The organism is Bacteroides sp. ET225, from assembly GCF_024733745.1.
Classification (GTDB): Bacteria; Bacteroidota; Bacteroidia; order Bacteroidales; family Bacteroidaceae; genus Phocaeicola; species Phocaeicola excrementipullorum.
The window spans coordinates 1-25,427 of the sequence record NZ_JANRHN010000025.1 but is presented as its reverse complement, the minus strand read 5'-3'; the positions used below and the strand labels follow the sequence as shown (position 1 = coordinate 25,427).

Annotated in this window: 23 protein-coding genes and 1 pseudogene; 19 read left to right on the top strand and 5 right to left on the bottom strand. The window is 48.1% G+C overall.

The window, feature by feature from the left end:
• The first annotated feature begins 28 nt into the window (after nucleotides 1-28).
• Nucleotides 29-1,327, top strand: a complete 1,299-nt coding sequence (locus tag NW212_RS10990; RefSeq protein ID WP_258338710.1) for a phenylacetate--CoA ligase family protein — start codon at nucleotides 29-31, stop codon at nucleotides 1,325-1,327.
• A gap of 26 nt (nucleotides 1,328-1,353) precedes the next feature.
• A complete protein-coding gene (locus NW212_RS10985; RefSeq protein ID WP_258338687.1) occupies nucleotides 1,354-1,782 on the top strand; it encodes an amino acid-binding protein in 429 nt (142 codons plus the stop codon).
• Here NW212_RS10985 and NW212_RS10980 read toward each other — a convergent pair.
• Together NW212_RS10980 and aspS are read right to left on the bottom strand one after the other, a co-directional pair.
• Nucleotides 1,779-2,168: a GtrA family protein gene (locus tag NW212_RS10980; RefSeq protein WP_258338686.1), complete on the bottom strand. Its 390-nt coding sequence runs from the start codon at nucleotides 2,166-2,168 to the stop codon at nucleotides 1,779-1,781. The genes NW212_RS10985 and NW212_RS10980 overlap by 4 nt on opposite strands.
• Before the next feature lie 19 nt (nucleotides 2,169-2,187).
• The gene (gene aspS, locus NW212_RS10975) at nucleotides 2,188-3,945 is read right to left on the bottom strand and encodes an aspartate--tRNA ligase (protein WP_258338685.1); all 1,758 of its coding nucleotides are present in this window, start codon (nucleotides 3,943-3,945) and stop codon (nucleotides 2,188-2,190) included.
• A 478-nt stretch (nucleotides 3,946-4,423) separates the two neighbouring features.
• Between aspS and trxB the strand changes: the two genes are divergently transcribed.
• From trxB to NW212_RS10945, 6 genes are all read left to right on the top strand, one after another.
• Nucleotides 4,424-5,371 (top strand): thioredoxin-disulfide reductase, encoded by a 948-nt coding sequence (trxB, locus tag NW212_RS10970; RefSeq protein ID WP_258338684.1) that lies wholly within the window; start codon nucleotides 4,424-4,426, stop codon nucleotides 5,369-5,371.
• Nucleotides 5,372-5,405: 34 nt separating this feature from the next.
• A complete protein-coding gene (locus tag NW212_RS10965; protein ID WP_258338683.1) occupies nucleotides 5,406-8,219 on the top strand; it encodes a pitrilysin family protein in 2,814 nt (937 codons plus the stop codon).
• 6 nt (nucleotides 8,220-8,225) lie between these two features.
• Nucleotides 8,226-9,716 carry a DUF5687 family protein gene (locus NW212_RS10960; RefSeq protein ID WP_258338682.1) on the top strand — a complete coding sequence of 497 codons (1,491 nt, stop codon included), beginning with the start codon at nucleotides 8,226-8,228 and terminating at the stop codon, nucleotides 9,714-9,716.
• A gap of 21 nt (nucleotides 9,717-9,737) precedes the next feature.
• Nucleotides 9,738-10,469 carry an ABC transporter ATP-binding protein gene (locus NW212_RS10955; protein WP_258338681.1) on the top strand — a complete coding sequence of 244 codons (732 nt, stop codon included), beginning with the start codon at nucleotides 9,738-9,740 and terminating at the stop codon, nucleotides 10,467-10,469.
• An 81-nt stretch (nucleotides 10,470-10,550) separates the two neighbouring features.
• Nucleotides 10,551-11,084, top strand: coding sequence for a C40 family peptidase (locus NW212_RS10950; RefSeq protein ID WP_258338680.1), 534 nt, complete (start codon nucleotides 10,551-10,553; stop codon nucleotides 11,082-11,084).
• The gene (locus tag NW212_RS10945; RefSeq protein WP_258338679.1) at nucleotides 11,081-12,022 is read left to right on the top strand and encodes a DUF4858 domain-containing protein; all 942 of its coding nucleotides are present in this window, start codon (nucleotides 11,081-11,083) and stop codon (nucleotides 12,020-12,022) included. Before NW212_RS10950 ends, NW212_RS10945 begins: the two co-directional genes overlap by 4 nt.
• 5 nt (nucleotides 12,023-12,027) lie before the next feature.
• On the opposite strand, the gene NW212_RS10940 is transcribed toward NW212_RS10945, so the two are convergent.
• On the bottom strand, nucleotides 12,028-12,402 hold the full coding sequence (locus tag NW212_RS10940) for a DMT family protein (protein WP_258338678.1): 375 nt from the start codon (nucleotides 12,400-12,402) through the stop codon (nucleotides 12,028-12,030).
• Nucleotides 12,403-12,439: 37 nt separating this feature from the next.
• Nucleotides 12,440-13,174 carry a tRNA 2-thiocytidine biosynthesis TtcA family protein gene (locus NW212_RS10935; protein WP_258338677.1) on the bottom strand — a complete coding sequence of 245 codons (735 nt, stop codon included), beginning with the start codon at nucleotides 13,172-13,174 and terminating at the stop codon, nucleotides 12,440-12,442.
• A gap of 312 nt (nucleotides 13,175-13,486) precedes the next feature.
• Here NW212_RS10935 and NW212_RS10930 point away from each other — a divergent pair, with 312 nt between their 5' ends.
• The 11 genes from NW212_RS10930 (at nucleotide 13,487) to NW212_RS10880 (ending at nucleotide 24,567) form a co-directional block, all read left to right on the top strand.
• A complete protein-coding gene (locus tag NW212_RS10930) occupies nucleotides 13,487-14,905 on the top strand; it encodes a CDC27 family protein (protein ID WP_258338709.1) in 1,419 nt (472 codons plus the stop codon).
• 13 nt (nucleotides 14,906-14,918) lie between these two features.
• A complete protein-coding gene (locus tag NW212_RS10925) occupies nucleotides 14,919-15,389 on the top strand; it encodes an NfeD family protein (RefSeq protein ID WP_258338676.1) in 471 nt (156 codons plus the stop codon).
• Nucleotides 15,390-15,440: 51 nt separating this feature from the next.
• Complete coding sequence (gene floA, locus NW212_RS10920) at nucleotides 15,441-16,445, top strand: flotillin-like protein FloA (protein ID WP_258338675.1); 1,005 nt, start codon at nucleotides 15,441-15,443, stop codon at nucleotides 16,443-16,445.
• 71 nt (nucleotides 16,446-16,516) lie between these two features.
• Nucleotides 16,517-17,401 (top strand): nucleoside phosphorylase, encoded by an 885-nt coding sequence (locus tag NW212_RS10915; RefSeq protein ID WP_258338674.1) that lies wholly within the window; start codon nucleotides 16,517-16,519, stop codon nucleotides 17,399-17,401.
• 22 nt (nucleotides 17,402-17,423) lie between these two features.
• On the top strand, nucleotides 17,424-17,909 hold the full coding sequence (locus NW212_RS10910) for a GAF domain-containing protein (protein WP_258338673.1): 486 nt from the start codon (nucleotides 17,424-17,426) through the stop codon (nucleotides 17,907-17,909).
• Nucleotides 17,910-17,982: 73 nt separating this feature from the next.
• Nucleotides 17,983-19,386: a tRNA uridine-5-carboxymethylaminomethyl(34) synthesis GTPase MnmE gene (mnmE, locus tag NW212_RS10905; RefSeq protein ID WP_258338672.1), complete on the top strand. Its 1,404-nt coding sequence runs from the start codon at nucleotides 17,983-17,985 to the stop codon at nucleotides 19,384-19,386.
• Between the two features lie 281 nt (nucleotides 19,387-19,667).
• The gene (locus NW212_RS10900; protein ID WP_258338671.1) at nucleotides 19,668-20,573 is read left to right on the top strand and encodes a helix-turn-helix domain-containing protein; all 906 of its coding nucleotides are present in this window, start codon (nucleotides 19,668-19,670) and stop codon (nucleotides 20,571-20,573) included.
• A gap of 125 nt (nucleotides 20,574-20,698) precedes the next feature.
• The gene (locus NW212_RS10895; RefSeq protein WP_117699877.1) at nucleotides 20,699-21,808 is read left to right on the top strand and encodes a site-specific integrase; all 1,110 of its coding nucleotides are present in this window, start codon (nucleotides 20,699-20,701) and stop codon (nucleotides 21,806-21,808) included.
• Nucleotides 21,809-22,269: 461 nt separating this feature from the next.
• Nucleotides 22,270-22,893 carry a mobilization protein gene (locus NW212_RS10890; RefSeq protein ID WP_258338670.1) on the top strand — a complete coding sequence of 208 codons (624 nt, stop codon included), beginning with the start codon at nucleotides 22,270-22,272 and terminating at the stop codon, nucleotides 22,891-22,893.
• A 91-nt stretch (nucleotides 22,894-22,984) separates the two neighbouring features.
• On the top strand, nucleotides 22,985-23,359 hold the full coding sequence (locus tag NW212_RS10885) for a helix-turn-helix domain-containing protein (protein WP_012055862.1): 375 nt from the start codon (nucleotides 22,985-22,987) through the stop codon (nucleotides 23,357-23,359).
• Nucleotides 23,344-24,567 (top strand): primase-helicase family protein, encoded by a 1,224-nt coding sequence (locus NW212_RS10880; protein ID WP_258338669.1) that lies wholly within the window; start codon nucleotides 23,344-23,346, stop codon nucleotides 24,565-24,567. The genes NW212_RS10885 and NW212_RS10880 overlap by 16 nt, the downstream gene beginning before the upstream one ends.
• 665 nt (nucleotides 24,568-25,232) lie before the next feature.
• On the opposite strand, the pseudogene NW212_RS10875 reads toward NW212_RS10880, so the two are convergent.
• A pseudogene (locus tag NW212_RS10875) lies at nucleotides 25,233-25,427 on the bottom strand (hypothetical protein); the annotation flags it as partial.

Here is a 25,427-nt window from a genome sequence, read left to right as displayed (position 1 = left end):
TACCGCAGAACCCATGAAAAACGAACAGATGTATTTGCATCCGGAGCTGGAAACCATGTCCCGCCCGGAGATAGAGAAGCTTCAACTGGAGAGATTGCAGCAAACAATCCGCCGCTGCATGCATTCTCCCTTCTATAAACAACGCTTTGATGAAGCAGGACTGAAACCGGAAGATATCCGGTCATTGGACGACCTGCAGAAAATCCCCTTCACCACCAAACAAGACTTGCGCGATCATTATCCCTTCGGACTTTCAGCCGTGCCGCTGGAGAATGTCGTGCGCCTGCATTCGTCAAGCGGAACAACCGGAACACCGACGGTCATCCTGCATACGCAGCACGACCTCGACGAATGGGCCAACGCTGTGGCGCGCTGCCTCTATATGGTAGGTCTGCGCAAGGGGGACATCTTCCAGAATTCGTCAGGATACGGCATGTTTACAGGCGGACTGGGATTTCAGTACGGAGCCGAGCGTTTGGGTATGCTGACTGTCCCTGCTGCTGCCGGAAACACCAAACGGCAGATCAAATTCATTACTGATTTCGGAACAACCGCCCTGCACGCCATTCCCAGCTACGCAGGAAGGCTTTACGAAGTGATGGAAGAGATGGGAATAGATCCTCGCAGAGATACCAGGCTGCATACGCTGATAATCGGAGCCGAACCTCACTCCGACAAGCAGCGCAAGCGCATCGAAGAAATGCTGGGAGTGAAAGCCTACAATTCGTTCGGCATGTCTGAGATGTGCGGACCGGGAGTGGCTTTCGAATGTCCGGAACAGAACGGACTGCATATATGGGAAGATTATTATATCGTGGAAATCGTGGATCCGAACACACTGGAGCCCGTACCGGAAGGAGAAGTGGGCGAACTGGTTCTGACAACGATCAACAGGGAGGCCATGCCGCTGCTCAGATACAGAACGCGCGACCTCACACGCATACTGCCCGGCGACTGCCCGTGCGGAAGACACCACAAGCGCCTCGACCGCATGAAAGGAAGAAGCGACGACATGATGATTCTGAAGGGGGTAAACATTTTCCCGATACAGATTGAGAACATCCTCATGCAGTTTAAGGAACTGGGCAATGAGTATCTGATTACCCTCACCAATCTTGAAGCGAATGACGAGATGACGGTAGAGGTTGAGCTCAACGACTTTACCGACGACTATGCATTCTTGCAGAATCTGACAAAAGAAATCACGCGGCAACTGAAAGACGAGATCCTCATCACTCCGAGAGTCAAGCTCATCCCTAAAGGCAGCCTGCCCAAGCAGGAAGGAAAAGCCGTCCGCGTGAAAGACCTGCGAAAAACATTAATCTAAGCATAATCTCAAAAAGAATGATACCTATGACCGTACATCAATTGTCTGTATTTATAGAGAACAAGTCCGGAACACTTCTGCGAGTGCTCGAACTGCTTAAGGAAGCGAGAATCCAGCTGATCGCCTCCACCATCTCGGACACGGTGGAATATGGAATTTACCGCATCATCTGTTCTGAACCGATGCGGGCTTACGAAACGCTCAGGCAGGCAGGAATATCCGCGAATCTGTCTGACGTGTTCGCCATCATGCTCGACAACCGTCCGGGACGGGCCGCCGACGCCATACGCAGCTTCAGTGAAGCCGGCATAGGGATTTCTTATCTCTATTCATTCCTGCTGTCGGGCAAAGGAATACTGGTGTTCCGCACCGACAATCCGGATCTGACACGTCAGGTGATTCTGGAAAAGGGACTGAACTACATCGAAGAACAGCACCTCATTGAAATGGCCTAACGGAACGTAACGTGCTTGTTGGTCATGAAGTTGACTGCACCGTAGATGAAAAGACCGAGAAACTGCGCCAGGTATTCATTGCAATGCAGCAGCTCGACAAGCATGAGAAGAAACAAGAACTGCGCGCTGTAGGCCAGCAGGAAAGCTCCGGCAAAAAATAGCATCTGATGCCAGATGCTATTTTTTTTGTCGCCGGACTCCAAAGGAAATATCCAGTATTTGCACCAGATAAAATTATGGATCTGCGCAATGACATATGCAATGATGTTGGCGGTAATGTAGCTCTCTCCCTCAATGTGCATCAGCAACCATACGACCAGGGCCGTGATCAAAGCATTGAGGGTGCCCACCATTGCAAAGCGGAAAATACGCACAGATTCTTTCATCCGGTATTTCGGTTTCTGATTATTCTTCAATATCCACTTTCAGGTGCAGCTCATCCAACTGTTTCTGGTCGAGATAACCCGGAGCATCCAGCATCACGTCGCGGCCCGAGTTGTTCTTCGGGAATGCGATGCAGTCACGGATCGAGTCAAGGCCTGCAAACAGAGAAACCCAACGGTCAAGGCCGTATGCCAGACCTCCGTGAGGAGGAGCACCGAACTTGAAGGCATTCATCAGGAAGCCGAACTGCTCGCGGGCCTTTTCCGGCGTGAATCCCAGAATCTCGAACATCTTTTCCTGAAGCGCGGAGTCGTGGATACGGATAGAGCCGCCTCCCACTTCTACGCCGTTCACAACCATATCGTATGCGTCTGCACGCACGGCAGCCGGATTTGTATCCAGCAAAGGAATGTCTTCATCCTTCGGATGAGTGAACGGATGATGCATGGCCATCAGGCGGCCTTCCTCTTCGCTCCATTCAAACATCGGGAAGTCAACAACCCACAGGCAGGCAAACTTGTTCTTGTCGCGCAGTCCCAGCTGGTTGCCCATTTCCAGACGCAGCTCGCACAACTGCTTGCGCGTCTTCATCGCATCGTCGCCGCTAAGGATGAGAATCAGGTCGCCCGGCTTCGCGCCGAAGGCTTCCTTCATCTGCTGAAGCACATCCTGGCTGTAGAACTTGTCGACGCTTGACTTAACCGTGCCGTCAGCCTCGATACGTGCATAGACCATGCCCTTCGCGCCGATCTGCGGCCGCTTGACGAAATCGGTCAGATGGTCAAGCTGCTTGCGCGTATAGTGTGCCGCGCCTTCCGCACAGATACCTCCGATATAGGCAGCATTGTCAAACACTGAGAAGCCGTAGCCCTTCAGCACATCCATCAGTTCCACGAACTTCATGCCGAAACGCAGGTCGGGCTTGTCGCTTCCGTAATATTTCATCGCGTCCGCCCACGGCATCCGCTGGAAAGGCTCTGAAAGCTCAACGCCGCGCAGTTCCTTGAAAAGATGCTTGGCCATGCCTTCGAACGTCTGGATAATGTCTTCCTGTTCAACAAAGCTCATTTCGCAGTCAATCTGGGTAAACTCCGGCTGGCGGTCGGCGCGGAGATCCTCGTCGCGGAAACATTTCACGATCTGGAAATAGCGGTCGAAGCCCGAAACCATCAGCAGCTGCTTGAGCGTCTGCGGAGATTGCGGCAGCGCATAGAACTGCCCCGGATTCATGCGCGAAGGAACGACAAAGTCGCGGGCGCCTTCGGGAGTCGACCCGATAAGCATCGGGGTTTCCACTTCAAGAAAGCCTTTGCTGTCGAGATAACGGCGAACCTCCATCGTCATGCGGTGGCGGAGTTCCAGGTTCTTGCGCACTGCCGTACGCCGCAAGTCCAGATAACGGTACTTCATGCGCAGGTCATCTCCGCCGTCCGTATTGTCTTCGATAGTGAACGGAGGAGTCTGAGCGGCATTCAGCACATTCAGTTCCGAAACGATGATTTCGATTTCCCCGGTAGGAATATTGGCATTCTTGCTTGAACGTTCGCTTACAGTCCCTTTTGCCTGAATCACAAATTCACGGCCCAAGTGATTGGCGCGTTCACAAAGTTCGGCATTCACTTCCGCATTGAAAACAAGTTGGGTGATGCCGTAACGGTCGCGGAGATCCACAAAGGTCATCCCTCCCATTTTACGCGAACGCTGCACCCATCCGGCCAGCGTCACGTTTTTGCCTGCATCGGCAAGTCGCAACTCGCCGCAAGTATGACTTCTGAACATATTATTTTATAAATGTTGGTTTTTTTAATTTTATTGACCGACAAAGTTAGCATCATTTTTTGATTTATGCAACATGCGGCAGCCACTTTGTGCGATTCCCGCACGAGGCACAGGCCCCGGCAAGCCGCACCGGAGAAACCGGATGCCAAACACGGGAAAGGCCGGAATGTTCCGAAACATTCTTCATCTCCAGCCTGAAGACAGACATCCTCAAGCTAGAGATGTGCATCTTCAGGCAGGAGATATACATTTCCAGGCTAGAGATACAGAATCTGTCACGAAAACCGGCCTTCCCGCCTGCTCCGGAAAACAATCCCGGCTATCAGAAACACAAAGAAAAAGGAAGGAAAAACAACAAATCTCGCCTCCCTCCTGAACAAAATGCGCAAATTATTACATTCTAAAGCAAAAAAAGACCTATTTTTGTCATAATTTTCCATACGGAAAAGAACATCAACATTAAACATTCAAACGAATTATGGCAACAGAACATGTAAAATGCTTGATTATCGGTTCGGGACCTGCCGGATATACAGCAGCAATCTATGCGGGACGTGCAAACATCGCTCCCGTCATGTACGAAGGTCTTCAGCCCGGAGGGCAGCTGACCACCACAACCGAAGTGGAGAATTTCCCGGGTTATCCGGAAGGTGTAACCGGTCCTGTGCTGATGGACGACCTGCGCAAACAGGCCGAACGTTTCGGAGCAGACATCCGGCGAGGAATCGTCACAAAGGCCGACCTCAGCAAAGCTCCCTATACCTTTATTATAGATGAGGAAAAAGAAATCACGGCCGACACGGTTATCATCTCGACCGGCGCCACAGCCAAATACCTCGGACTGGAAGACGAGAAGAAATACGCCGGCATGGGAGTCAGCGCCTGCGCCACCTGCGACGGATTCTTCTACCGCAAAAAGACGGTAGCTGTCGTGGGCGGAGGGGATACTGCCTGCGAAGAGGCTGTCTATCTGGCCGGACTTGCCAGCAAGGTGTACGTGGTGGTGCGCAAGCCCTATCTGCGCGCGTCCAAGATCATGCAGGAACGGGTGATGAACCATCCGAACATCACCGTGCTCTTCGAACACAATGCCGTAGGGCTTTACGGCGACAACGGCGTGGAGGGAATGCATGTGGTGAAACGCATGGGACAGCCCGACGAAGAACGCTACGACGTAGCCATCGACGGATTCTTCCTCGCCATCGGCCACAAGCCCAATTCGGACATCTTCAAGCCGTGGGTAAAGACTGATGAAACCGGATACATCATTACAGAACCGGGCACCCCGCGCACCGGCGTTCCGGGCGTTTTTGCAGCCGGCGACGTGGCCGACCCGCACTACCGCCAGGCCGTTACAGCAGCAGGAAGCGGATGCAAGGCCGCCATCGAGGCCGAACGTTACCTTTCGGCCGAAGGAATGCTCTGAACCAAAGAACGGAAAACTAACCATCATTTGTCATATGAAAAACTTTTTTAGAAAAACTCTCATCGCCGTCTTCCTTATGGGAAGCGCGGGAGCGGCATTTGCCCAGCAGATGCCTCCGATTCCGACAGATCCGAACGTGCGCATCGGCAAACTCGACAACGGGCTGACCTACTATATCCGCCACAACGAACTGCCGGAAAACCAGGTTGACTTTTACATCGCCCAGAAAGTGGGCTCTATTCTTGAAGATGACAACCAGAGGGGACTGGCTCATTTTCTGGAACACATGTGCTTCAACGGGACAACGAACTTCCCGGGAGATCTGCTCCGTGAATATCTTGAACAGAACGGCGTAAAGTTCGGAGTAAACCTCAACGCCTACACGTCGGTAGACGAAACGGTCTACAACATCACGAACGTGCCCGTCCGCGAAAGCCTCGTTGACTCCTGTCTGCTCATCCTGCACGACTGGGCCAACGACCTCACCCTCGACCCGAAAGAAATCGACAAGGAGCGCGGCGTGATCCATGAAGAATGGCGCACCCGCTCAAGCGCCATGATGCGCATGTACGAAAAGGTGTTCCCCGTGATCTACAAAGGCAGCAAATATGCCTACCGCCTGCCTATCGGAACGATGGAAGTGATAGACAACTTCCCCTACCAGGCTCTCCGCGACTACTATGAGAAATGGTACCGCCCCGACCAGCAGGGAATCATCGTTGTCGGCGATATCGATGTGGACAAGATCGAGCAGAAAATCAAGTCCGTCTTCTCCTCCATCGAAATGCCAGCCAATGCAGCCACGCGCGAATACTTCCCCGTGTCGGACAACGACGAACCGATTGTGGCCATCGCAAAAGACAAGGAGCAGGTGGTTCCCATCATCTATCTGTTCCACAAGCACGATGCGTTCCCGAACGACCAGAAGAGCAACATGAGCTACCTGGTTGTGAACTACATGAAGTATATGATCGCCAGCATGCTGAACGCCCGCCTGAGCGAACTGACACAGCAGGCAAACCCGCCCTTCCTGCAAGCGCAGGCATACGACGGAGAATTCCTGGTGGCCAAGACGAAAGGCGCATTCATCGGACTCGCCGTAGCCAAAGAAGACGGGGTGCTGACCTCAACAGAGGCTCTCATGAAGGAAATCGAACGTGTCCGCCAGTTCGGGTTCACTGCAAGCGAATATGCACGCGCCAAGGCCGACTATCTGAGAATGCTGGAAGTAGCCTACAACGAGCGTGACAAACAGAAGACAGGCACATACGTACAGGAATATGTCAGACACTTCATCGACAACGAGCCGATTCCGGGCATCGAGAATGAGTATGCCATCATGAACCAGATTGTCCCCAACATTCCGGTTGAGGCAGTCAACGAATTCATGAAGCAGCTCATCAAGGAAAACAACATCGTGCTCTGCGCCTTCTGCCCCGAAAAAGAGGGCATGAAATATCCGACTGAGGCCGAACTGAAAGGCGTTATCGACAAAGTGCGCGCCGAAAAGTTGGAACCGTATGCCGACAAAGTATCCGACGAACCGCTCATGAAAGAGAAACCGCAGGCTGGCAAGGTGGTGAAGACAGAAGCGGGACAGTTCGGATCGACTGTCCTGACCTTGAGCAACGGCGTGCGCGTCATCGTGAAGCCGACAGACTTCAAGGCCGACGAAATCCGCATGAGCGCATACAGCCCGGGCGGAAACTCCCTGTTCAACGACAGCGACGTGCTTCAGTACAGCCTGCTGAACGATATCGTATCAGTGGGCGGCCTCGGCAACTTCAGCAGCGTTGACCTCGACAAGGTGCTGGCTGGCAAGGTAGCTTCTGCCAATGCCTGGGTAAACACGCTTACCGAAACCCTTTCCGGAAGCTGCTCGCCGAAAGATCTGGAAACGATGCTCCAGCTTACCTATCTGCGCTTCACGGCGCCGCGCATGGACCAGGCTGCCTACACTTCGTTCATCCAGCGTATGAAAGCTTCTCTGAGCAACCAGGAGGCCAACCCGATGGCTGCATTCAGCGATACATTGAGAGTGGCTCTCTACAACAACCACCCGCGTGCGCTCGACTTGCAGGCTGATATGCTCGACAAGATTGACTATAACAAAGTCATGTCGCTCTATAAAGACCGTTTTGCCGAAGCGGGCGACTTCACCTTCGTTCTGGTCGGCAACATCGACCTCGCCGCGGCAACCCCGCTCATCGAGCAGTATCTTGGCGGACTGCCTACCATCAAGCGTCAGGAGAGTTTCCGCGACAACAAGATGGATATCCGCCAGGGCATCTACAACAACGACTTCGTGCGCAACCTGGAAACCCCGAAATCAACCGTCATCATCCTCAACAGCGGCAAGTGCGCATATACGCAGAAGAACAGCATCATGATGAGCATTATGGCCCAATTGCTGGACATCCTCTACACGCAGACTGTACGCGAAGAGGCCGGAGGAACATACGGAGTAAGCTGTAACGGAGGCATCGAAAAATATCCGAAGGAAGAAGGAAGATTCCAGATTTATTTCGACACGGATCCTGCAAGACGCGAAGCAATGGTCGGACTGATCAAAAAAGGCATCAGCGACTTCATCGCCGACGGTCCGAAGGAAGACGACCTGAACAAGGTGAAGGAATACATGCTGAAGACCTACCAGCAGAACCAGAAGGAAAACGGTTACTGGGTGAACAGAATCATAGAATACTACTGGGAAAATCTGGACATGAACACCGGCTACGAAGATACGGTGAAGAGCATCACGGCAAACGACCTGAAGGCTTTCGCCAAAGCATTCTTCGGACAGAACAACCAGATTGAAGTAAGCATGAGTTCTCCCGTAAACAAATAAAGGAAAATGTTACTGAAAACAATCCGGCACAACCAACGCCTGGCCGAACGGAGAAGTCCGATCTACGACAAAAACCGGTATGCCAAGGCGCTGGTTTATGTGTTTGTCGCATTCTGGGCAGCATACCTCGCATTTATCGGGGTATCGCTGTCCTTTGCGTTTAAAGAAGTACGGCATCTCGAAGCATACGACATGATGAACGGCGGACTGACCATTTTCCTGTTCATCGACTTCCTCGTCCGGTTCATGCTTCCCCTGCCCTCTCAGGAAATAAAGCCGTATCTGCTCCTCCCTGTCCCGAAGCAGAAAATCATGAACGTGCTGCTTCTGCAGACAGGGCTGAAACTCTTCAATCTGTTCTGGCTCTTCCTGTTCGTTCCTTTCGGCTTCCTCACCGTCGCCCGATACTTCGGCATCTCCGGGATGGCCGGCTATGCGCTGGGCATCTGGCTGCTGACAGTGATGAACGCCTACTGGTCGGTGCTGGCACGCACGCTGATACGTTCGCACGTCATCTGGATTCTGCTGCCTGTCCTGCTCTACGCAGGACTGCTGGTTGCCGAACTGGCGACCGGAGGAGGCGTCAGCAGCGCGAGCATGTGGCTTGGCGACGCGATGATCCGATGGAATCCGCTGGCATTCCTGTCCGTGCTGGCTGCCATCGTCCTGCTATGGTATCTGAACAGTTCCGTCCAGCATAAGGCAATCTACAACGAGCTGGCCCGCAAAGAAGATACGCGCGTAAAGCACGTCAGACAGTTCGGCTGGCTGGACAAGTTCGGCGAAACGGGCGAATTCATGCGGCTGGAGATGAAGCTCATCACCCGCAACAAGGCAACAAGCGCCAACTTCAAGACGCTGACAGTATGCATTGTGCTTTTCGCCGCCATGCTGTTCGGGATGACATCCGATGACGAACAGGCCCAGTCCCCGTTCATGGTCTATTTCTACTGTGTGTATTGCTTCTGCTCGTATGGCGTGGCCATTCTTTCCCGCATCATGGCTTATGAGGGAAACTATCTTGACGGAATCATGGCAAGGAAAGGCTCGCTCTACAACCTGCTGAAGGGAAAATACTACATGCACTGCCTTCTGCTGGTAGTTCCGCTGGCTTGCCTGCTTCCTTCCTGCATATGGAGCAGCCTGCCGTTCGCTTATGTCATGGGGCAGCTCTTCTTCACGGCGGGAATTACACTGCCGATGCTGATGTGCCTGGCCATATTCAACGACAAGACAGCCCCTCTGACCGCCTCCCTGTGGGGAAAAGGACAATGGAACACAGCCTATCAGTCGGTGACCGTTGCCGTCGCGCTGTTCCTTCCTATTCTGCTGTCCAAGGTACTGCCAATCGTTGTGGGCGATGCAGCCGGAAACCGGATCTGTCTTGCTGCCGGCCTTGGCGGAATGATCATGCAGCCTGTATGGCTCAAGGCCATCTACCGGCAGATCATGAAAAGGCGATACCATACAATGGAAAGCCTGAGAAATACACGATAACTTCTGATAAACGTAAAAAGCATGAAAATACAGATAGAACAACTGAAAAAAAGCTACGGCGAAAAAACTGCCGTCGACATCGCCGAATACCGGATTCCCGAAGGGGAAATGCTGGGACTTGTAGGCAACAACGGAGCCGGAAAGACCACGCTTTTCCGGCTGATGCTGGATCTGCTGAAAGCCGATGACGGACGCATTCTGATCGACGGAGAGGATGTAAGCCGAAACGAGCGGTGGAAAGAAACGACCGGAGCCTATATGGACGAAAGCTTTCTGATAGACTATCTCACGCCTGACGAATATTTCCAGTTCATAGGAAAAGCATACAGACTTGACAAGGCAACGGTTCAGGAACGCACCGACCGGTTCGAGCGCTTCATGAACGGAGAGATAAAAGGACAGAAGACTTACATCCGAAACCTGTCGGCGGGCAACAAGCAGAAGGTGGGCATTATCGGGGCACTGATTCACAATCCGTCCCTGCTCATCCTCGACGAACCGTTCAACTTTCTCGACCCGACTTCGCAATCCGCACTCAAGTACCTGCTCAAAGAGTATAACCAGACAACCGGAGCAACCATACTGGTTTCAAGCCACAACTTGCTGCATACGGTTGAAATCAGTTCGCGCATCGCTTTGCTTGAACACGGCACCATTATCCGCGACCTGACCAACAACAGCGGAGAGGCAGAAAAGGAACTCGAAAGCTACTTCGAATGGAAAGAAGACGGCGAAGCGGAGAAAGAAAACTGATTTTCCTTTAAAATAGTCTAAACGAAAGCGTGACACAGGCAGAATTTCGCTACTTTTGTCTGAATGAAAATGCTCCGAAGTATGTACAGACTTTCTACACTGACAAAATATCTGTTGTTTGCAATCGTGGTGCTGGCTTTGTCTTCCTGCAAGACAACGGCACCACGATTGAACTATTACCAGCTTGCACATGCGGCTATCTGCCTCGACATGGACATCGAAATGGACGATTATCATCCGCTCTACATCGAATCGGCCAAATGGATAGGCACGCCCTACCGATACGGCGGAAACTCGATCCGGGGAGTGGACTGCTCGGGTCTTACTTATGCCATCTACAAAAAAGTATATCACAAGAAGCTTAACCGAAGCTCGGAAGACCAGCGCACAAAAGACTGCCGGCGGGTGTCCAGAAACAGACTGCAGGAAGGCGACCTCGTGTTCTTTCATGACGGGCAGAGAAAAAGAAAGGCCAACCATGTGGGCATATACCTGAAGGAAGGACGATTCATACATGCCAGTTCCAGCCAGGGAGTCATCGTGAGCAGCCTGAGCGAACCCTATTACAAGAAGTGCTGGATGCAAGGCGGAAGAGTAGACAAAAAACGCCGATGAAACATTCCATCTCCTATAGACACCGCTTCCGGACACAGATTTCCATCTTGTTTTGTCTGGCAGAACTGCTTCCCCTTTCCGCACAGGAACAGAAAGAGGACAAGGAGATACGTCTGAACATGGATGCGGTGAAGATGATCCAGTTTGACTTCAACGGAAATTCTCCCGAGCGGAAGGAAACGCCCAAAGAAGCGCCGGTGGAAAAAAGCTGGATGAAGTTTAAAGAGTTCACAAGCATACCGAGAAGCCTGACGGACAGCTCCATCTTGTGGAAACCGACCGGCTGGTTCCGCTTCGAGCCGTACACCATCTGGACAAAGTTCGGCGAAGACCCCATCTATGACAAACTCGTGGCGGGACGTCCCCAAAAGCTGGAGATTTCATGGACACTCAATCCTTACGCACCGTACTACGACGAATACGGACTAAGCATCGCTCCCTCAACAGGAGCGATGTACCGGCGTGCCACAGGCGGAGCCGGAGGTCCGCTCGGAGCATCAGCCGTCATCGGAGGGCTGGATTTCATAGCCTTCCTCTACAGCACCCTGAGTCCTCACGGACGCATACTGGCACACAACAAGAAGCATGCAAACGCCTGGAAAACATACAAGGACTACAAGCCTACAAAAGAAGACAGCCTGAAAATGCCCAACTTTTACCGCTTGTTGCCCGTCTATTCCACGAAAGATACGGACAGCATTGCACAGGCTGTGCCAGCCGACACGCTGAAAATGCCCGCCCGCCCCGACGGAAACAAGAAGCAAAAAGAAAAAAAGCCCTCACCGCAAAGCAGTGAAGGCAATCTGTATGAATACATCCGGCGCAAACAGACGGAAGATTCCATCAGCCATCAGAAGAAAAAACGCGGAAAGGAAATGCACACCAACCCGTACGACGTGCAGCGGCAAATCCGGCGGCTGCGCGAAATGAGCGACTGAACAGCTTATTTCTTGAACACAAAATATACGGCAAGCACCAGACAGACAAACGCGGCCAGGTGATTCCATTTCAGCTCTACCTTGAAGGCAATCATCGAGAACACCGTAAACACGGCAAGCGTTATCACTTCCTGAATCACCTTCAGCTGCATGATGTCGAACGGTCCTCCGCTGTCTTTGAATCCCAAGCGGTTGGCAGGAACCTGCAGACAATATTCAAAAAACGCGATCGCCCAACTGAAAGCGATGACTCCGATAAGCGGCAGAGCCGCAAACCAACTGAACTCTTCACGCATCTTCAGATGCCCGTACCAGGCGAATGTCATGAAGATATTCGAGAATACCAATAAAATTACAGCATAAATACCATGCGTCCACATAAATTATAGCGAATAGTTAATAATTATACATTCCGAATCAAGGCAACAGATCTTCCTGGACATTTCCCATGCTCCCCCAAAGGCTGTAGCGCGCTTCGGGGTTCATCTCCTCCAGCCTGCGAAGCACTTCCTTCATATCCGAACGGTGGGAATCCCTTTCATACGGACAGTTCTTTATCTGCTTCCTGTAGCCTCTCAGCGCCGACAGCTCCTTCAGGTCTGACTCGTGTACCAGACACAGCGGACGGATCACCGTCATATCGAACTTGCGCATTTCAAGACGCGGAGGCATCGTGCTGAAAGCCCCCTGGAAAGTCATGTTCATGAGCAGCGTTTCCAGTATGTCATCCATGTGATGCCCCAGCGCAATCTTGTTGCACCCGTGTTCCTTGGCGAGCGTGAACAAAGCCTTGCGGCGGTTCCACGAGCAGAGAAAACAGGGCGATTTCCGGCTGTCGGTCGACGGATCGAACGACGTTTCCTCGCAGACGAAAGGCACTCCCCTCTCCTCTGCAAACGCCTTCAGGTAACCGAGGTCCGACTCGTAGGCGATGTTCTTCATGACCACATGCGCCGCCACCACCGAAAACTTCGGCTTGTAGATGCGCGAACGCTCTGCCAGCAACTCCAGCAAAGCCAGCGAGTCCTTGCCTCCCGACAATCCGATCAGTATCCTGTCGCCATCCTCAATCAGTCCGTACTGGCAGATGCCCTTCATCAGGCGTGTGCGGACGCGCTTCAAAAGCCTCATCTCTTCCGTATTCTTCTTCATTTGCTCCAATCAAAAAAAAGTCCGTCGCGTGGCGTTCCGTCCCCCTCCAAAAAATGACCCGTTATCTTAATTAAAATAAGCCGTCATCTCAATCCGAATGAGCCGTTATCTTCATCAAGACAAGCCGTCATTTTTCCGGCGGCATCATTCTGAACCAGACCGTCCAAATCCACACTCCGGCAAAACCGGCGCAAAAATACATCAAAAGAATCATTTCATGAAAAATTTCGGAAAATAGAATACAGAAAAAGCCGTCATTCCAAAGAAAGATTGTATATTTGAATCATAAAAACTGAAAAACGGCAGAATATGATGATAAAAAGATATAACATGCTGATTCTGGCCCTCTGCTGCGGAGGAGGAGTCTTTGCACAGACACTCGCACAAGCCAAGAAATGGTTTGCCGAGGGAGAATTCGGAAAAGCGAAACCGGTGTTCGAGCGGCTGGTCAGACAAGCGCCGTCGAACGCAAGCTACAACTTCTGGTATGGCGCCTGCTGCTACGAAACCGGCGAACTGCAAAAATCCGTCCCCTATCTGGAGAAAAGCGCCGAACGCAAATACATCGACGGATACCTCTATCTGAGCAAGGCCTGCTACGATCTCTACCGGTTTGACGAAGCCATCGAGAACCTGGAAGAACACATCTACTGGCTGGAACGCAAGAAGCGCGACACTTCCTTCACCGATGAGCTGATGGAAAAATACCGCATGGGAGCCAGAATGATACGCGGGGTGGAAAACGTGACCGTAATAGACAGTTTTGTCGTAGACAAGAACGAACTGCTCAAAGCCTACAAGCTCAGCGAAGCGGCCGGAACGGTCGGCGCGCTGGATGATATGCAGGGAACATATTACGCCGACGAATGGGGCGACAAGATGATTCTGCCGCAAACCGACGCGGCGGGAAAGACCCATCTCTACACGCGCACCAAACTGGGAGAATCCTGGAGCTCGCCCCAGCCGCTGGACGGCGTGAACGAAGCGGAATGCAGCCAGAACTATCCGTTCTTGAATTCGGACGGAATCACGCTCTACTTCGCCTCGGAGGGAAAAGAAAGCATGGGGGGATACGACATATTCATAACCAGATACGATACGGAAGACGGAACGTATCTGAAGCCTGACAACGTGGGCTTCCCGTTCAACTCGCCGTTCAACGACTATCTCTATGTCATCGACGACTTCAACCAGCTGGGATGGTTCGCTTCCGACCGCTATCAGCCGGAAGGAAAAGCGTGCGTTTATGTGTTCGTCCCGAACACGTCGAAGATTGTCTACGACTACGAAGCCACCGACCCCGACAAGCTGAGAGACCTTGCCCGGATGAGCAGCATCAGAAGCACGTGGGGAAACGCCGAACAGCTCCGCAACGGAAAACAGCGTCTGGCGCAGGCCACCTACGGCAACGAACAGAAGCAGCATGAAGGCGACTTTGAGTTTGTTGTCAACGACAATTCCGTCTACCGCAAGCTGGGCGACTTCCGGTCTGCACAGGCTCTGAAACTCTTCACCCAACTGCAGCAAAAGCAGAAAGATCTGGCCGCTCTGAAGAAATCGCTCGAAGATGCACGCTACAGTTATACCCAGGCCGTCAATCCCGCCGACAGGCAGCGGATGGCTCCGGGCATCCTCGACAAAGAAAAGAGAGTGAACGAGCTGCAGAAAGAAATCAGCAGCCTGACCGTTGAAGTCCGGAACACGGAAATCAAAGCAATAAAACATCTTTAAAAACCTATCTGCCATGTCTACATTAATCATCATCGCACTGATTGCAGGCGGACTCATCCTGTTTGCCATCGAAGTGTTTCTCATTCCAGGCATCAGCGTAGCCGGACTGAGTGCAGCATGCTGCATTCTCTTTGCAATCTATTATGCCTTTGCCAATGTGGGCTTTATGGCAGGATGGATCACGGTCGGAGCTTCCGCCGCAGGTGTCGCCATGGTAACCGCCTGGTTCATGCGCTCCAAGACGGTCGACAGGCTGGCATTGAAGAAGACGCTCAACTTCAAGCCCGAACCGCTGAAGGGACTCGACCTGAAACCGGGCGACACGGGGGTTTCCGTGACAAGGCTCACGCTCATCGGAAACGCCGACTTCAACGGAAAGATTATCGAAGTGCAGTCGGCCGACGGGTTCATTGACGAGAAATCCCAAATCGAAATTGTACGCATTGACAACGGCACCGTTTATGTGAAACGCCTTCAGGCGTAAAAGCACGCTTTTTCAAGACCTTATTCAATAACCTTTAAAACAACCAATCTTATGTTCAGTTCCGGTATTCTGCCACTTGCCGTCATGGCCGTAGGAGCCATTATCCTGCTGGCAATCTTTTTCCATTATGTTCCCTTCTTCCTCTGGCTCTCCGCCAAAGTGTCGGGCGTAAGCATCTCGCTCATACAGCTTTTCCTGATGCGCATCCGCAACGTGCCGCCGCACACCATCGTGCCGGCCATGATCGAAGCGCACAAGGCAGGGCTGAGCAACATCACCCGCGACGAACTTGAAGCCCACTACATGGCAGGCGGACACGTGGAGAAAGTCGTCCACGCCCTGGTTTCCGCATCGAAAGCCAATATCGAGCTTTCCTTCCAGATGGCTACAGGAATCGACCTTGCGGGACGCGACGTATTCGAAGCCGTCCAAATGTCGGTCAACCCGAAAGTGATTGACACCCCTCCGGTGACAGCCGTGGCAAAAGACGGAATCCAGCTGATAGCCAAAGCCCGCGTGACGGTTCGCGCCAACATCCGCCAGCTTGTGGGAGGAGCCGGCGAAGACACCGTTCTGGCGCGTGTAGGCGAAGGCATCGTTTCGTCGATCGGCTCATCCGAAAACCACAAGTCGGTGCTCGAAAACCCGGACTCCATCTCAAAGCTTGTGCTCCGCAAAGGCCTTGACGCCGGCACAGCTTTCGAGATTCTCTCCATCGACATCGCCGACATCGACATAGGTCGCAACATCGGAGCATCCCTCCAGATAGACCAGGCCAACGCAGACAAGAACATAGCCCAGGCAAAAGCCGAAGAGCGCCGCGCCATGGCCGTGGCTCTGGAACAGGAAATGAAAGCCAAGGCAGAAGAAGCGCGGGCCAACGTCATACAGGCGGAAGCCGAAGTGCCCAAAGCAATGGCCGACGCATTCCGCAGCGGAAACCTCGGCATCATGGACTACTACCGGATGAAGAACATACAGGCGGACACCGAAATGCGCAACAGCATAGCCCGCCCCGACTCGCATCCGGCAAACAACGACCCGATAGGAAAATAATTATAACCACAGCAGACTGCACAGAAGCTCATGCGGGCACGCTGTGCGGTCTGAAATAAAAACTACAACTTATGAACACAAAAACATACTTTCCTCCTTCTGAACTGATAATCAATGAAGACGGATCCATATTCCACTTGCATGTACGCCCCGACCAGCTTGCTTCCAAGGTGATTCTCGTAGGCGATCCCGGACGTGTGGACCTGGTTGCGTCGCATTTTGAATCGAAAGAGTGTGACATCCAGAGCCGCGAATTCCATACGGTCACCGGCACATACCAGGGCAAACGGATTACGGCAATGTCAACCGGAATCGGCTGTGACAACATCGACATCGTAATGAACGAACTGGATGCATTGGCAAACATCGACTTCCTGACGCGCAAGGAGAAAGATACGTTCCAGCAACTGGAGCTGGTGCGCATCGGCACCTGCGGAGGGCTGCAGCACTATACGCCCGCAGGCACTTTCATCTGCTCGGAAACTTCCATCGGATTGGACGGGCTGCTCAACTTTTACGAAGGACGCAACGCCGTATGCGACCTGCCTCTTGAGCGTGCCCTGCTCAACCATCTGGGATGGAGCGGCAACCTCTGCTCTCCTGCCCTTTACGCCGCGCATGCCGACAAAGAACTGACGGAACGCATCGCGGAAAAAGACCTGGTGCGGGGCATCACCGTGGCCTGCGGAGGCTTTTTCGGCCCCCAAGGAAGACGGCTGCGCATCCCCCTTGCCGATCCGCACCAGAACGAAAAGATTGAAAGCTTCGAATACCAGGGCAAGCACATCACCAACTACGAGATGGAAAGCTCTGCACTGGCGGGACTGGCGCGCCTGCTCGGGCACAAAGCTACCACGGTATGCATGGTCATCGCCAACCGCGTAAAGAAAGAAGCTGATACGGGCTACAAGACGCACATCGACGATCTGATCCAGCTTGTACTCAACCGAATTTAATCTAACATAAGACAACTGCAAAATGGAAGCAAGTTTCAAGCAGAATAACATCACAGACAAAACGGAACGATATAAGGTTTTTCTTGAGCAATTCGCCTCTCTTATCAAAGACGAGCCGCACGAGGTAAGCGTGCTTGCCAACGCTTCTGCCGCTCTCAAGGAAGCTTTCGGATTTTTCTGGGTCGGCTTTTACCTGGTGCAAAACAATGCGCTTATACTCGGACCCTTCCAGGGAAGCGTGGCCTGCTACAGCATCCGCAAAGGGCGAGGCGTATGCGGAACGGCATGGGCGGAAGGCCGCACTGTCGTAGTGCCCGACGTAGACCAGTTTCCCGGCCACATCGCCTGCAGCTCCCTCTCCCGCTCGGAGATTGTGGTGCCGCTCATCGCAAACGGAGAAGTAAAGGGTGTGCTCGACATCGATTCAGACCGCTTGGATGACTTCGACGAAACGGACAAGAAATACCTCGAAGAAACCGTCCGCCTGCTGGTCAGCGAACTGTATTAATTATCAAATAAGGGACGGAAGGTCCGGCTATGACTTTCCCCGTCCCATAAAGCCAATTATCTGCAACTGAAGAATGAATATACAAGATACCATCTGCGCCATAGCAACTGCACAGGGAGGTGCCATAGGAACGATCCGTGTGTCAGGACCGGAAGCCATCCTTATAACCGACCGCATTTTCACTCCTGCCGGTTCGTCTGTACCGCTGGCAGAACGCAAGCCTTATACACTGACTTTCGGCCACATCAAAGACAGCCGGGGAGAAATTATCGACGAAGTGCTGGTAAGCCTTTTCCGCGCCCCTCATTCATACACGGGAGAAGATTCTACTGAAATATCCTGTCATGGTTCTTCTTATATTCTCCAAAAAGTGATGCAACTGCTCATCGACCATGGCTGCCGCGCTGCCGGTCCGGGCGAATATACCCAACGTGCTTTTCTGAACGGCAAGATGGACCTGAGCCAGGCAGAGGCCGTAGCCGACCTTATCGCCTCAACCTCTGAAGCTACCCACCGTCTTGCCATGAACCAAATGCGCGGGGGATTCAGCCGTGAGCTGGCGAACCTCCGCAACCAGCTGCTCCACCTGACTTCGCTCATGGAGCTTGAACTGGACTTCAGCGACCACGAGGAACTGGAATTTGCCGACCGCTCGGAACTGCAGTCGCTTGCCGCCCGGATAGAACATCTCATAAGCAGGCTGGCCGATTCGTTCAGCACGGGCAACGCCATCAAGAATGGCGTTCCTGTTGCCATTATCGGAGAAACCAATGCCGGCAAGTCAACCCTCCTCAATGCGCTGGTGGGTGAAGACCGTGCCATCGTAAGTGACATTCACGGCACCACCCGTGATGTGATAGAAGACACGATGAACATCCGCGGCATCACTTTCCGTTGCATCGACACTGCGGGCATCCGTCAAACGAGCGACACGATTGAAGCCATGGGCATCGAACGGAGCTTCAAAGCGCTGGATCAGGCACAGATCGTCATTCTGATGTACGATCTTACACGTTCTCTCAACGACTTCCGCACTTTTTACGAAAAAGTGCGCCCGCATCTTGCACACAAGCAGGTTGTTCTCGCCATGAACAAATGCGATGCAGCAGGGTGTTTGCCCGACCGTCTGCCTGACTTCATCGATACAGCTTCCGGCAGCAACTGGCACATGATTGCGATTTCTGCCAGACAGAGGCTCCATATCGACCGCCTGCAATCGCTGCTTGTCGACCTCGTCCACCTGCCAGACATCCGACAGGGCGACATTATCGTAACGAATATCCGCCACTACGAAGCTCTCGCCCACGCCCTTAAAGCAATACGCCGCGTACAAGACGGTCTGTCGGCAAACCTTTCCGGGGACTTCATATCTCAAGATCTCCGTGAATGTATCTTCCACCTGAATGATATCATAGGAGAAGTTACAACAGACGATGTGCTGGGGAATATTTTTAAGCATTTTTGCATCGGAAAATAAGGTAGTATTACAAACCATAAACATCTATCATATTTAATTAGTAAGGCGTTCATTTTGAGCGCCTTTTCTTTTTGCCATCTACCATATAATAATGGTTTCTAATGGTTTTTCATTCATTTTTTGTGTCGATTTTGTACCGCATGGGCTGATTTGGGTATTTTGCGATTTGCAAGGTAGTAGAGAGATTTCAATATGGTACAATATAGTTCAATATGATACAACTATTTGCGTCCATAATTGGAGTAATAAATATAGTGTTTAACATAAAAAATGAATGTAAAATGGCAGCAAGCAAAATTAGAATTAAGAAAATCTGCGAATACTGCGGACAAGAATTTTATGCCTTGAAAACATCTACACGCTTTTGTTCAAAATCATGTAATGATAGGGCGTATAAAATGAGACAGAGAGTCAATACTGTTAAAAAGGCAGAATCAGAAAATCTAACAGTATCTCAAGAACATACCTTTAGTGTAATTAATCAAAAAGAATATCTTTCAATAAAAGAAGTTGGAATACTTCTAGGAATCACATCAAGAGCAGTATATAATTATATTTATAGTGGACAACTGAAGGCAATAAAATTGAGTACAAGACTTACCATTATACATAAGTCTGACATAGACTCAATGATGAGTTCTACCCCTTATGTAAAACGAAATAGAATCTCTCACACTCCTATTACTGATTTTTATACTACCGCTGAAGTTGCAAGTAAATATGGAGTAAACGAATCGTGGATATTTAAAGTAGGGAAAGAACAAAATATACCCAAAGTTTTCAAGAGAGGAAAAACATACTGGAGTGCCAAGCATTTTGATAAATATTTTGCATCTAAAGCAGCGGACTCCAACATTACGGAATGGTATTCTGTAGAAGATCTAACGGAAAAGTTTAGAATGACAACAAGTGCAATATATTCTTTTGTTTCACGATTTGCTATTCCTAAGAAAAAAATCAAGCGACAGGTATTCTATTCAAAAAAGCATGTAGATATTGCCAAAGGTCTTGCTAAGGCTGAACCAGAATATTATACGACAGCCGAAGCTATGGAAAAATACAACCTCACACGTGACCAATTGTATCACTATGTAAAATGGCATCATATCAGTAAAGTGCAGGAGGGAAAATATATCAAGATATCGCGCAAAGAGCTTGATGATCTGCTTGCTCCACCTTCGATTTAATGTTATTTACTGGTTATCCTGTGGTTAACTTTAAGATAACCACACCACCAGAAATACACTTGTTTATTTTGCTATCACTACAATAAGAATTAAACCTGAATATAAATTTTAATACATTATATATTATGAGACAACAAACATGTACTACTGTAACATTAAGACAACGCCCTATAAGAAACGGACGAATCTCTCTTTATTTGGACTACTACCCTGCTGTACGTAATCCTAAAACAATGAAACTGAGCAGACGTGAATATTTAGGATTTTACATTTATGCAACCCCAAAGAATGCAATTGAGCTAGATTACAATAATGAAATCCTAGCTAAAGCCGAACTTATCAGATGCCGCCGACAAGAGGCTGTAATCAATGAAGAATTTGGATTTATGGACAGACACAAAATGAGAGCCGATTTTATGGCATATTTCAAAGAAGTATGTCGTAAGAAAGATCATAAATGGCATATCGTTTATCTGCACTTTGAGAAATTTGTCAATGGCAAATGTATGTTTGGAGAAATCACTGTTGACCTATGTAACCGCTTCCGAGACTATCTTCTCCATGCAAGGCAACTAAAGCATACTGATAAAATGGTTTCCCGTAATTCAGCTGCCAGTTATTTCTCATTATTCAGAGGAGTTTTGAAACTTGCATATAGAGATAAATATTTACGTGAAAATCCCAATGATTTTCTTGAAAAGATAGAAAGTAGGGATATTCATAAAGAGTTTTTAACACAAGATGAATTAAAGACTCTGGCTTCAACTCCATGCGATATACCTGTATTAAGAAATGCATCCCTTTTCTCATGTCTTACCGGATTACGCATCAGTGATATATTGAATCTCAAGTGGGAAAACTTATGCACAGCCCCCGATCTGGGACATTGTATTCGTCTTCGAACGCAAAAGACACAGACAGAAGCCTTACTACCTATCAGTTATGAAGCATATGCACTTTGTGGGGAACCGGGCACAGGTAAAGTGTTCAAAGAACTGCGACGTTGCATGACTGGATATCCTCTTAAAGCATGGATAAAGAAAGCTGGTATTCAAAAACATATAACATTCCACTGCTTTAGGCACACGTACGCTACACTACAGATCGCAGCCGGTACGGATATCTTCACAGTGTCAAAAATGCTTACTCATAAGAATGTTGCAACAACACAAATCTATGCTGAATTAGTAAGTGAAAAGAAAAGAGAAACTGTCGATAAGATATCACTAAAGTAATATGCAATAAAATTGCATATCTGAAATAAACATGCAACAGTGATCAAAAGTTTTTATATGTATAGCCGTTGGGAAAATCGAAGTTTCCCAACGGCTTTTTGATTTATGTAGCAATACAAAATACGGTTAAAAATGTAAATTTTCTTTGTTCGCTTTTTTATAAGTATGATTGGCGATTTCATGAAGTATGATACTTATATTATATTAAAAACCAGACATTTTGTAATCTTTTCCTTTAATTTCTGATACTTCAAAAATATATTTGCATCAAAATCAATAACAAAAAATCACTAATTATGAAAAGATTAAATTTATTCCATTTTGCTGTAATATATGTAACTGCAATATGTTCAATTACCTCAATTCCCAGATATCTGATATTGAAAGGAAACTCTCCACATAGTCTGGATCTTGTATTATACTCACTTTTCACTACCCTACTTTTTATAACAATCATATTTATGGTTGAAACAGCTTACTGTAAATATATTGTACCTACAATATGTAATTTTATTGATGTATTACAAGATCAAAGAAGTAAAAGGATTAACAAAATACAGGGAAATACGAAAAGGAATGGTAGACTATCGATGAACCTATTTCATAAAACCATTGATGACAATAAAGAAAAGACAGAAAATTCTATATTGTACTCTCATGAAGAAGAAGTAAGATTGGATAGAGAACGTATCAAAAAAGAAAAAGATGATACAATAAAAGAAGTCATGTCTTATTTTGAAGCTACTTTCAAAGATATACTGACAAGCAATGAAATGAGTGTCATGAAAGAAAATATTATGGCCTTAAACAATAAAACAGAAATAAAGACAGCTGTATTACGTCGTTTGAATGGAGTTACATCAAAAGATTTATACCATTTAGCTAGAAATATCGGAAAGCGGTTAGGATGCTCAAACATGCAAATAGCACATTTCATCAAAAAAAGTTTTCAGCTCATGCTTGAAGATACAGAGATACTGACCATTTCCAGCAAACTCACCTGTAATGAAGGACGGTTTACGATAAAAATTATTCCTATCGGAACACCGCTCGTTGCACAGTCTCTTCCCTTTTCAAAAGATTAACAAAGAAAAAACATTACTATCCATTGGTTAACTTATAATCCACCAGTTAACCAATAATACACCATCTTTCTTTGCTGAAAATCAATTTAAAATGATGAAGATGAAATTAAATTTCGAGGAATTACCTCAAGCCACAGCTTTTCTATTGGAGAAGGTGGAAGAACTGACGATTTCTATTAATGAGATGAAGCAGTTATTAAAGAGACAGACAGCAGCAAAAGAAGAAATGATTGGTATTAACGAGGCTTGTGAGATACTCAGTCTGGCTAAGCCAACGGTTTATGCTCTTGTTCAGGCAAATAAAATTCCCTATTATCAACCTGGGAAAATGCTTAAATTCAAACGTACCGAACTTATGGAGTGGATGGAAAAAAGCAGGAAAAAACCGATTGACAAAGAGAGCCTATACAAAGAGATACAAAAAGGAGTAAAACATAAACCAAAATCAGGATGGGAGGAATTTTAGATATGGGAAAAATTGAAATGACAGATGAATACGTAAGAGTTGGTACCACACTCTATAAAATAGTTTTTCAACCTCTTATTAATGGTACATTTGCCAAGCGTAGAGTCCCTTGGAGTATGGGGACTTTACGTTATGATCATGGGAAAGACTTCATAGCAAGTGTTCCTAAATACGATGGTTTCTGCACGGTACCAAGTCACGTAGATTATAAGAGGAATATTGGCTCGTTCCTTAATCTGTATGAGCCGATTACTCATACCCCACAAAAAGGGAAGTTTCCACATATACAAGAACTTATTCTTCATATTTTCGGGGAACATTATGAGTTAGGTATGGATTACTTTCAGCTTCTTTATCTCAATCCAGTACAGAAACTACCAATTCTACTTTTGGTTTCTCAGGAAAGAAATACCGGTAAAAGTACTTTCCTGAATTTTCTGAAAGCAATCTTTCAGGATAATGTCACATTTAACACCAACGAAGATTTTCGTAGCCAGTTCAATGCTGATTGGGCCGGCAAATTACTCATTGGAGTTGACGAAGTGTTGCTTAACCGTAGAGAGGATTCTGAACGATTAAAGAATCTAAGTACAGCAAGTGTATACAAGATTGAAGCAAAGGGTAAAGACCGCTGTGAAGTGCAATTTTTTGGTAAATTCATCATGTGTTCCAATAATGAAGATACTCCTGTTCTTATAGAACCGGGAGAAACACGTTATTGGGTGCGAAAAATTAATCCTCTCAAAAATGACGATACGAGTTTTCTTCAAAAACTAATCACGGAAATTCCAGCATTCCTTTACTTTCTTCAACACCGTCAACTTACTACGGACAAAGAAAGTAGAATGTGGTTCAATCCACAACAGATACATACGCCAGCTCTCGACAGAATTATCAATTGTAGCAGGAATCATACAGAAATAGATCTCGCTGAAATCTGCATAAATATCATGGATACCATGAGCCAGGATAAATTGACTTTCTGTATTAATGACATTCAGCAGTTATTATTACTTAGTAATATCAAGGTTGAAACCTATCAGATTCGAAACATTTTAAAAAGGAACTGGAAACTTACACCTACTGACAATTCTCTTGCTTATTCAACCTTTATAAAAAACTTCCCTCCAGACCCTCCGTATCGAGAAGAAAAGAAAACTGGCCGCTACTATACCATTACAAAAGAATTTCTTAAAAAGTTCCGATGATTTGATGAAATGATGAATATTGTTGTTAAACAATAGGGAATGAATGATTTATAATTCATCAAATTTTCATCATAATTCAGAAAAAAGACTCAATGTTTCTTTATTTGAGGCATTGAGCCTTTTTCTTCCCTATTGTAAATAGGATATACTAGAGTGAATACGATAGATTAGAACTACTCTTCTCAGGAAAATGTACTGAACAATGCCGGGTGCGTCAGAATCTTTACGCACAAAATCTCCGGAAAGGAGTCCAAGCGTGATTGTCCTGACAGCTTACATAGATTACCTACGTTCCGGTGATGGATTTGTCATTTTCCACCTGGATAAACTAAACCGGTCCATCAGAAAAGCTCAACTTTTGTGCCAAATTTGATGAAGCACAATTGGCCATCTGTGCATTTTAATTGTGTTTCGATGTATTTATTTCACCAAAGTTCTGATTGTGTTCATTTGATTGAATAAAAAGTTTTAAATCTTTTATTTGTCGAAAATCTACATATACATTATATACCCCAACATCTTGTTTTTTTCAGAAAATCTAGACATACAATACATTCGTTATTATATAATTGAATCATTTTTAATTGAATGTTTACAATTTATTTTACTAAAAAGATAAATTCAACAATATTGGACATTGAAATTATTTTTAAATAAAAAATCATTTATAATTTAGGCTTATCATTCGTAATGCCAGATATATAATTTAGAATTTTTGGTAAATCATCAAAGTTATTAAACCAAATCACATTTAAACCAAAATCTGACATCATGTATTCCATTTCCTTCCAATGTTCCTCATTTACCTCCTCGGATGCTTCTCCTTTTAATGGCGTTTTCTTCAAAAATACATAATGAGG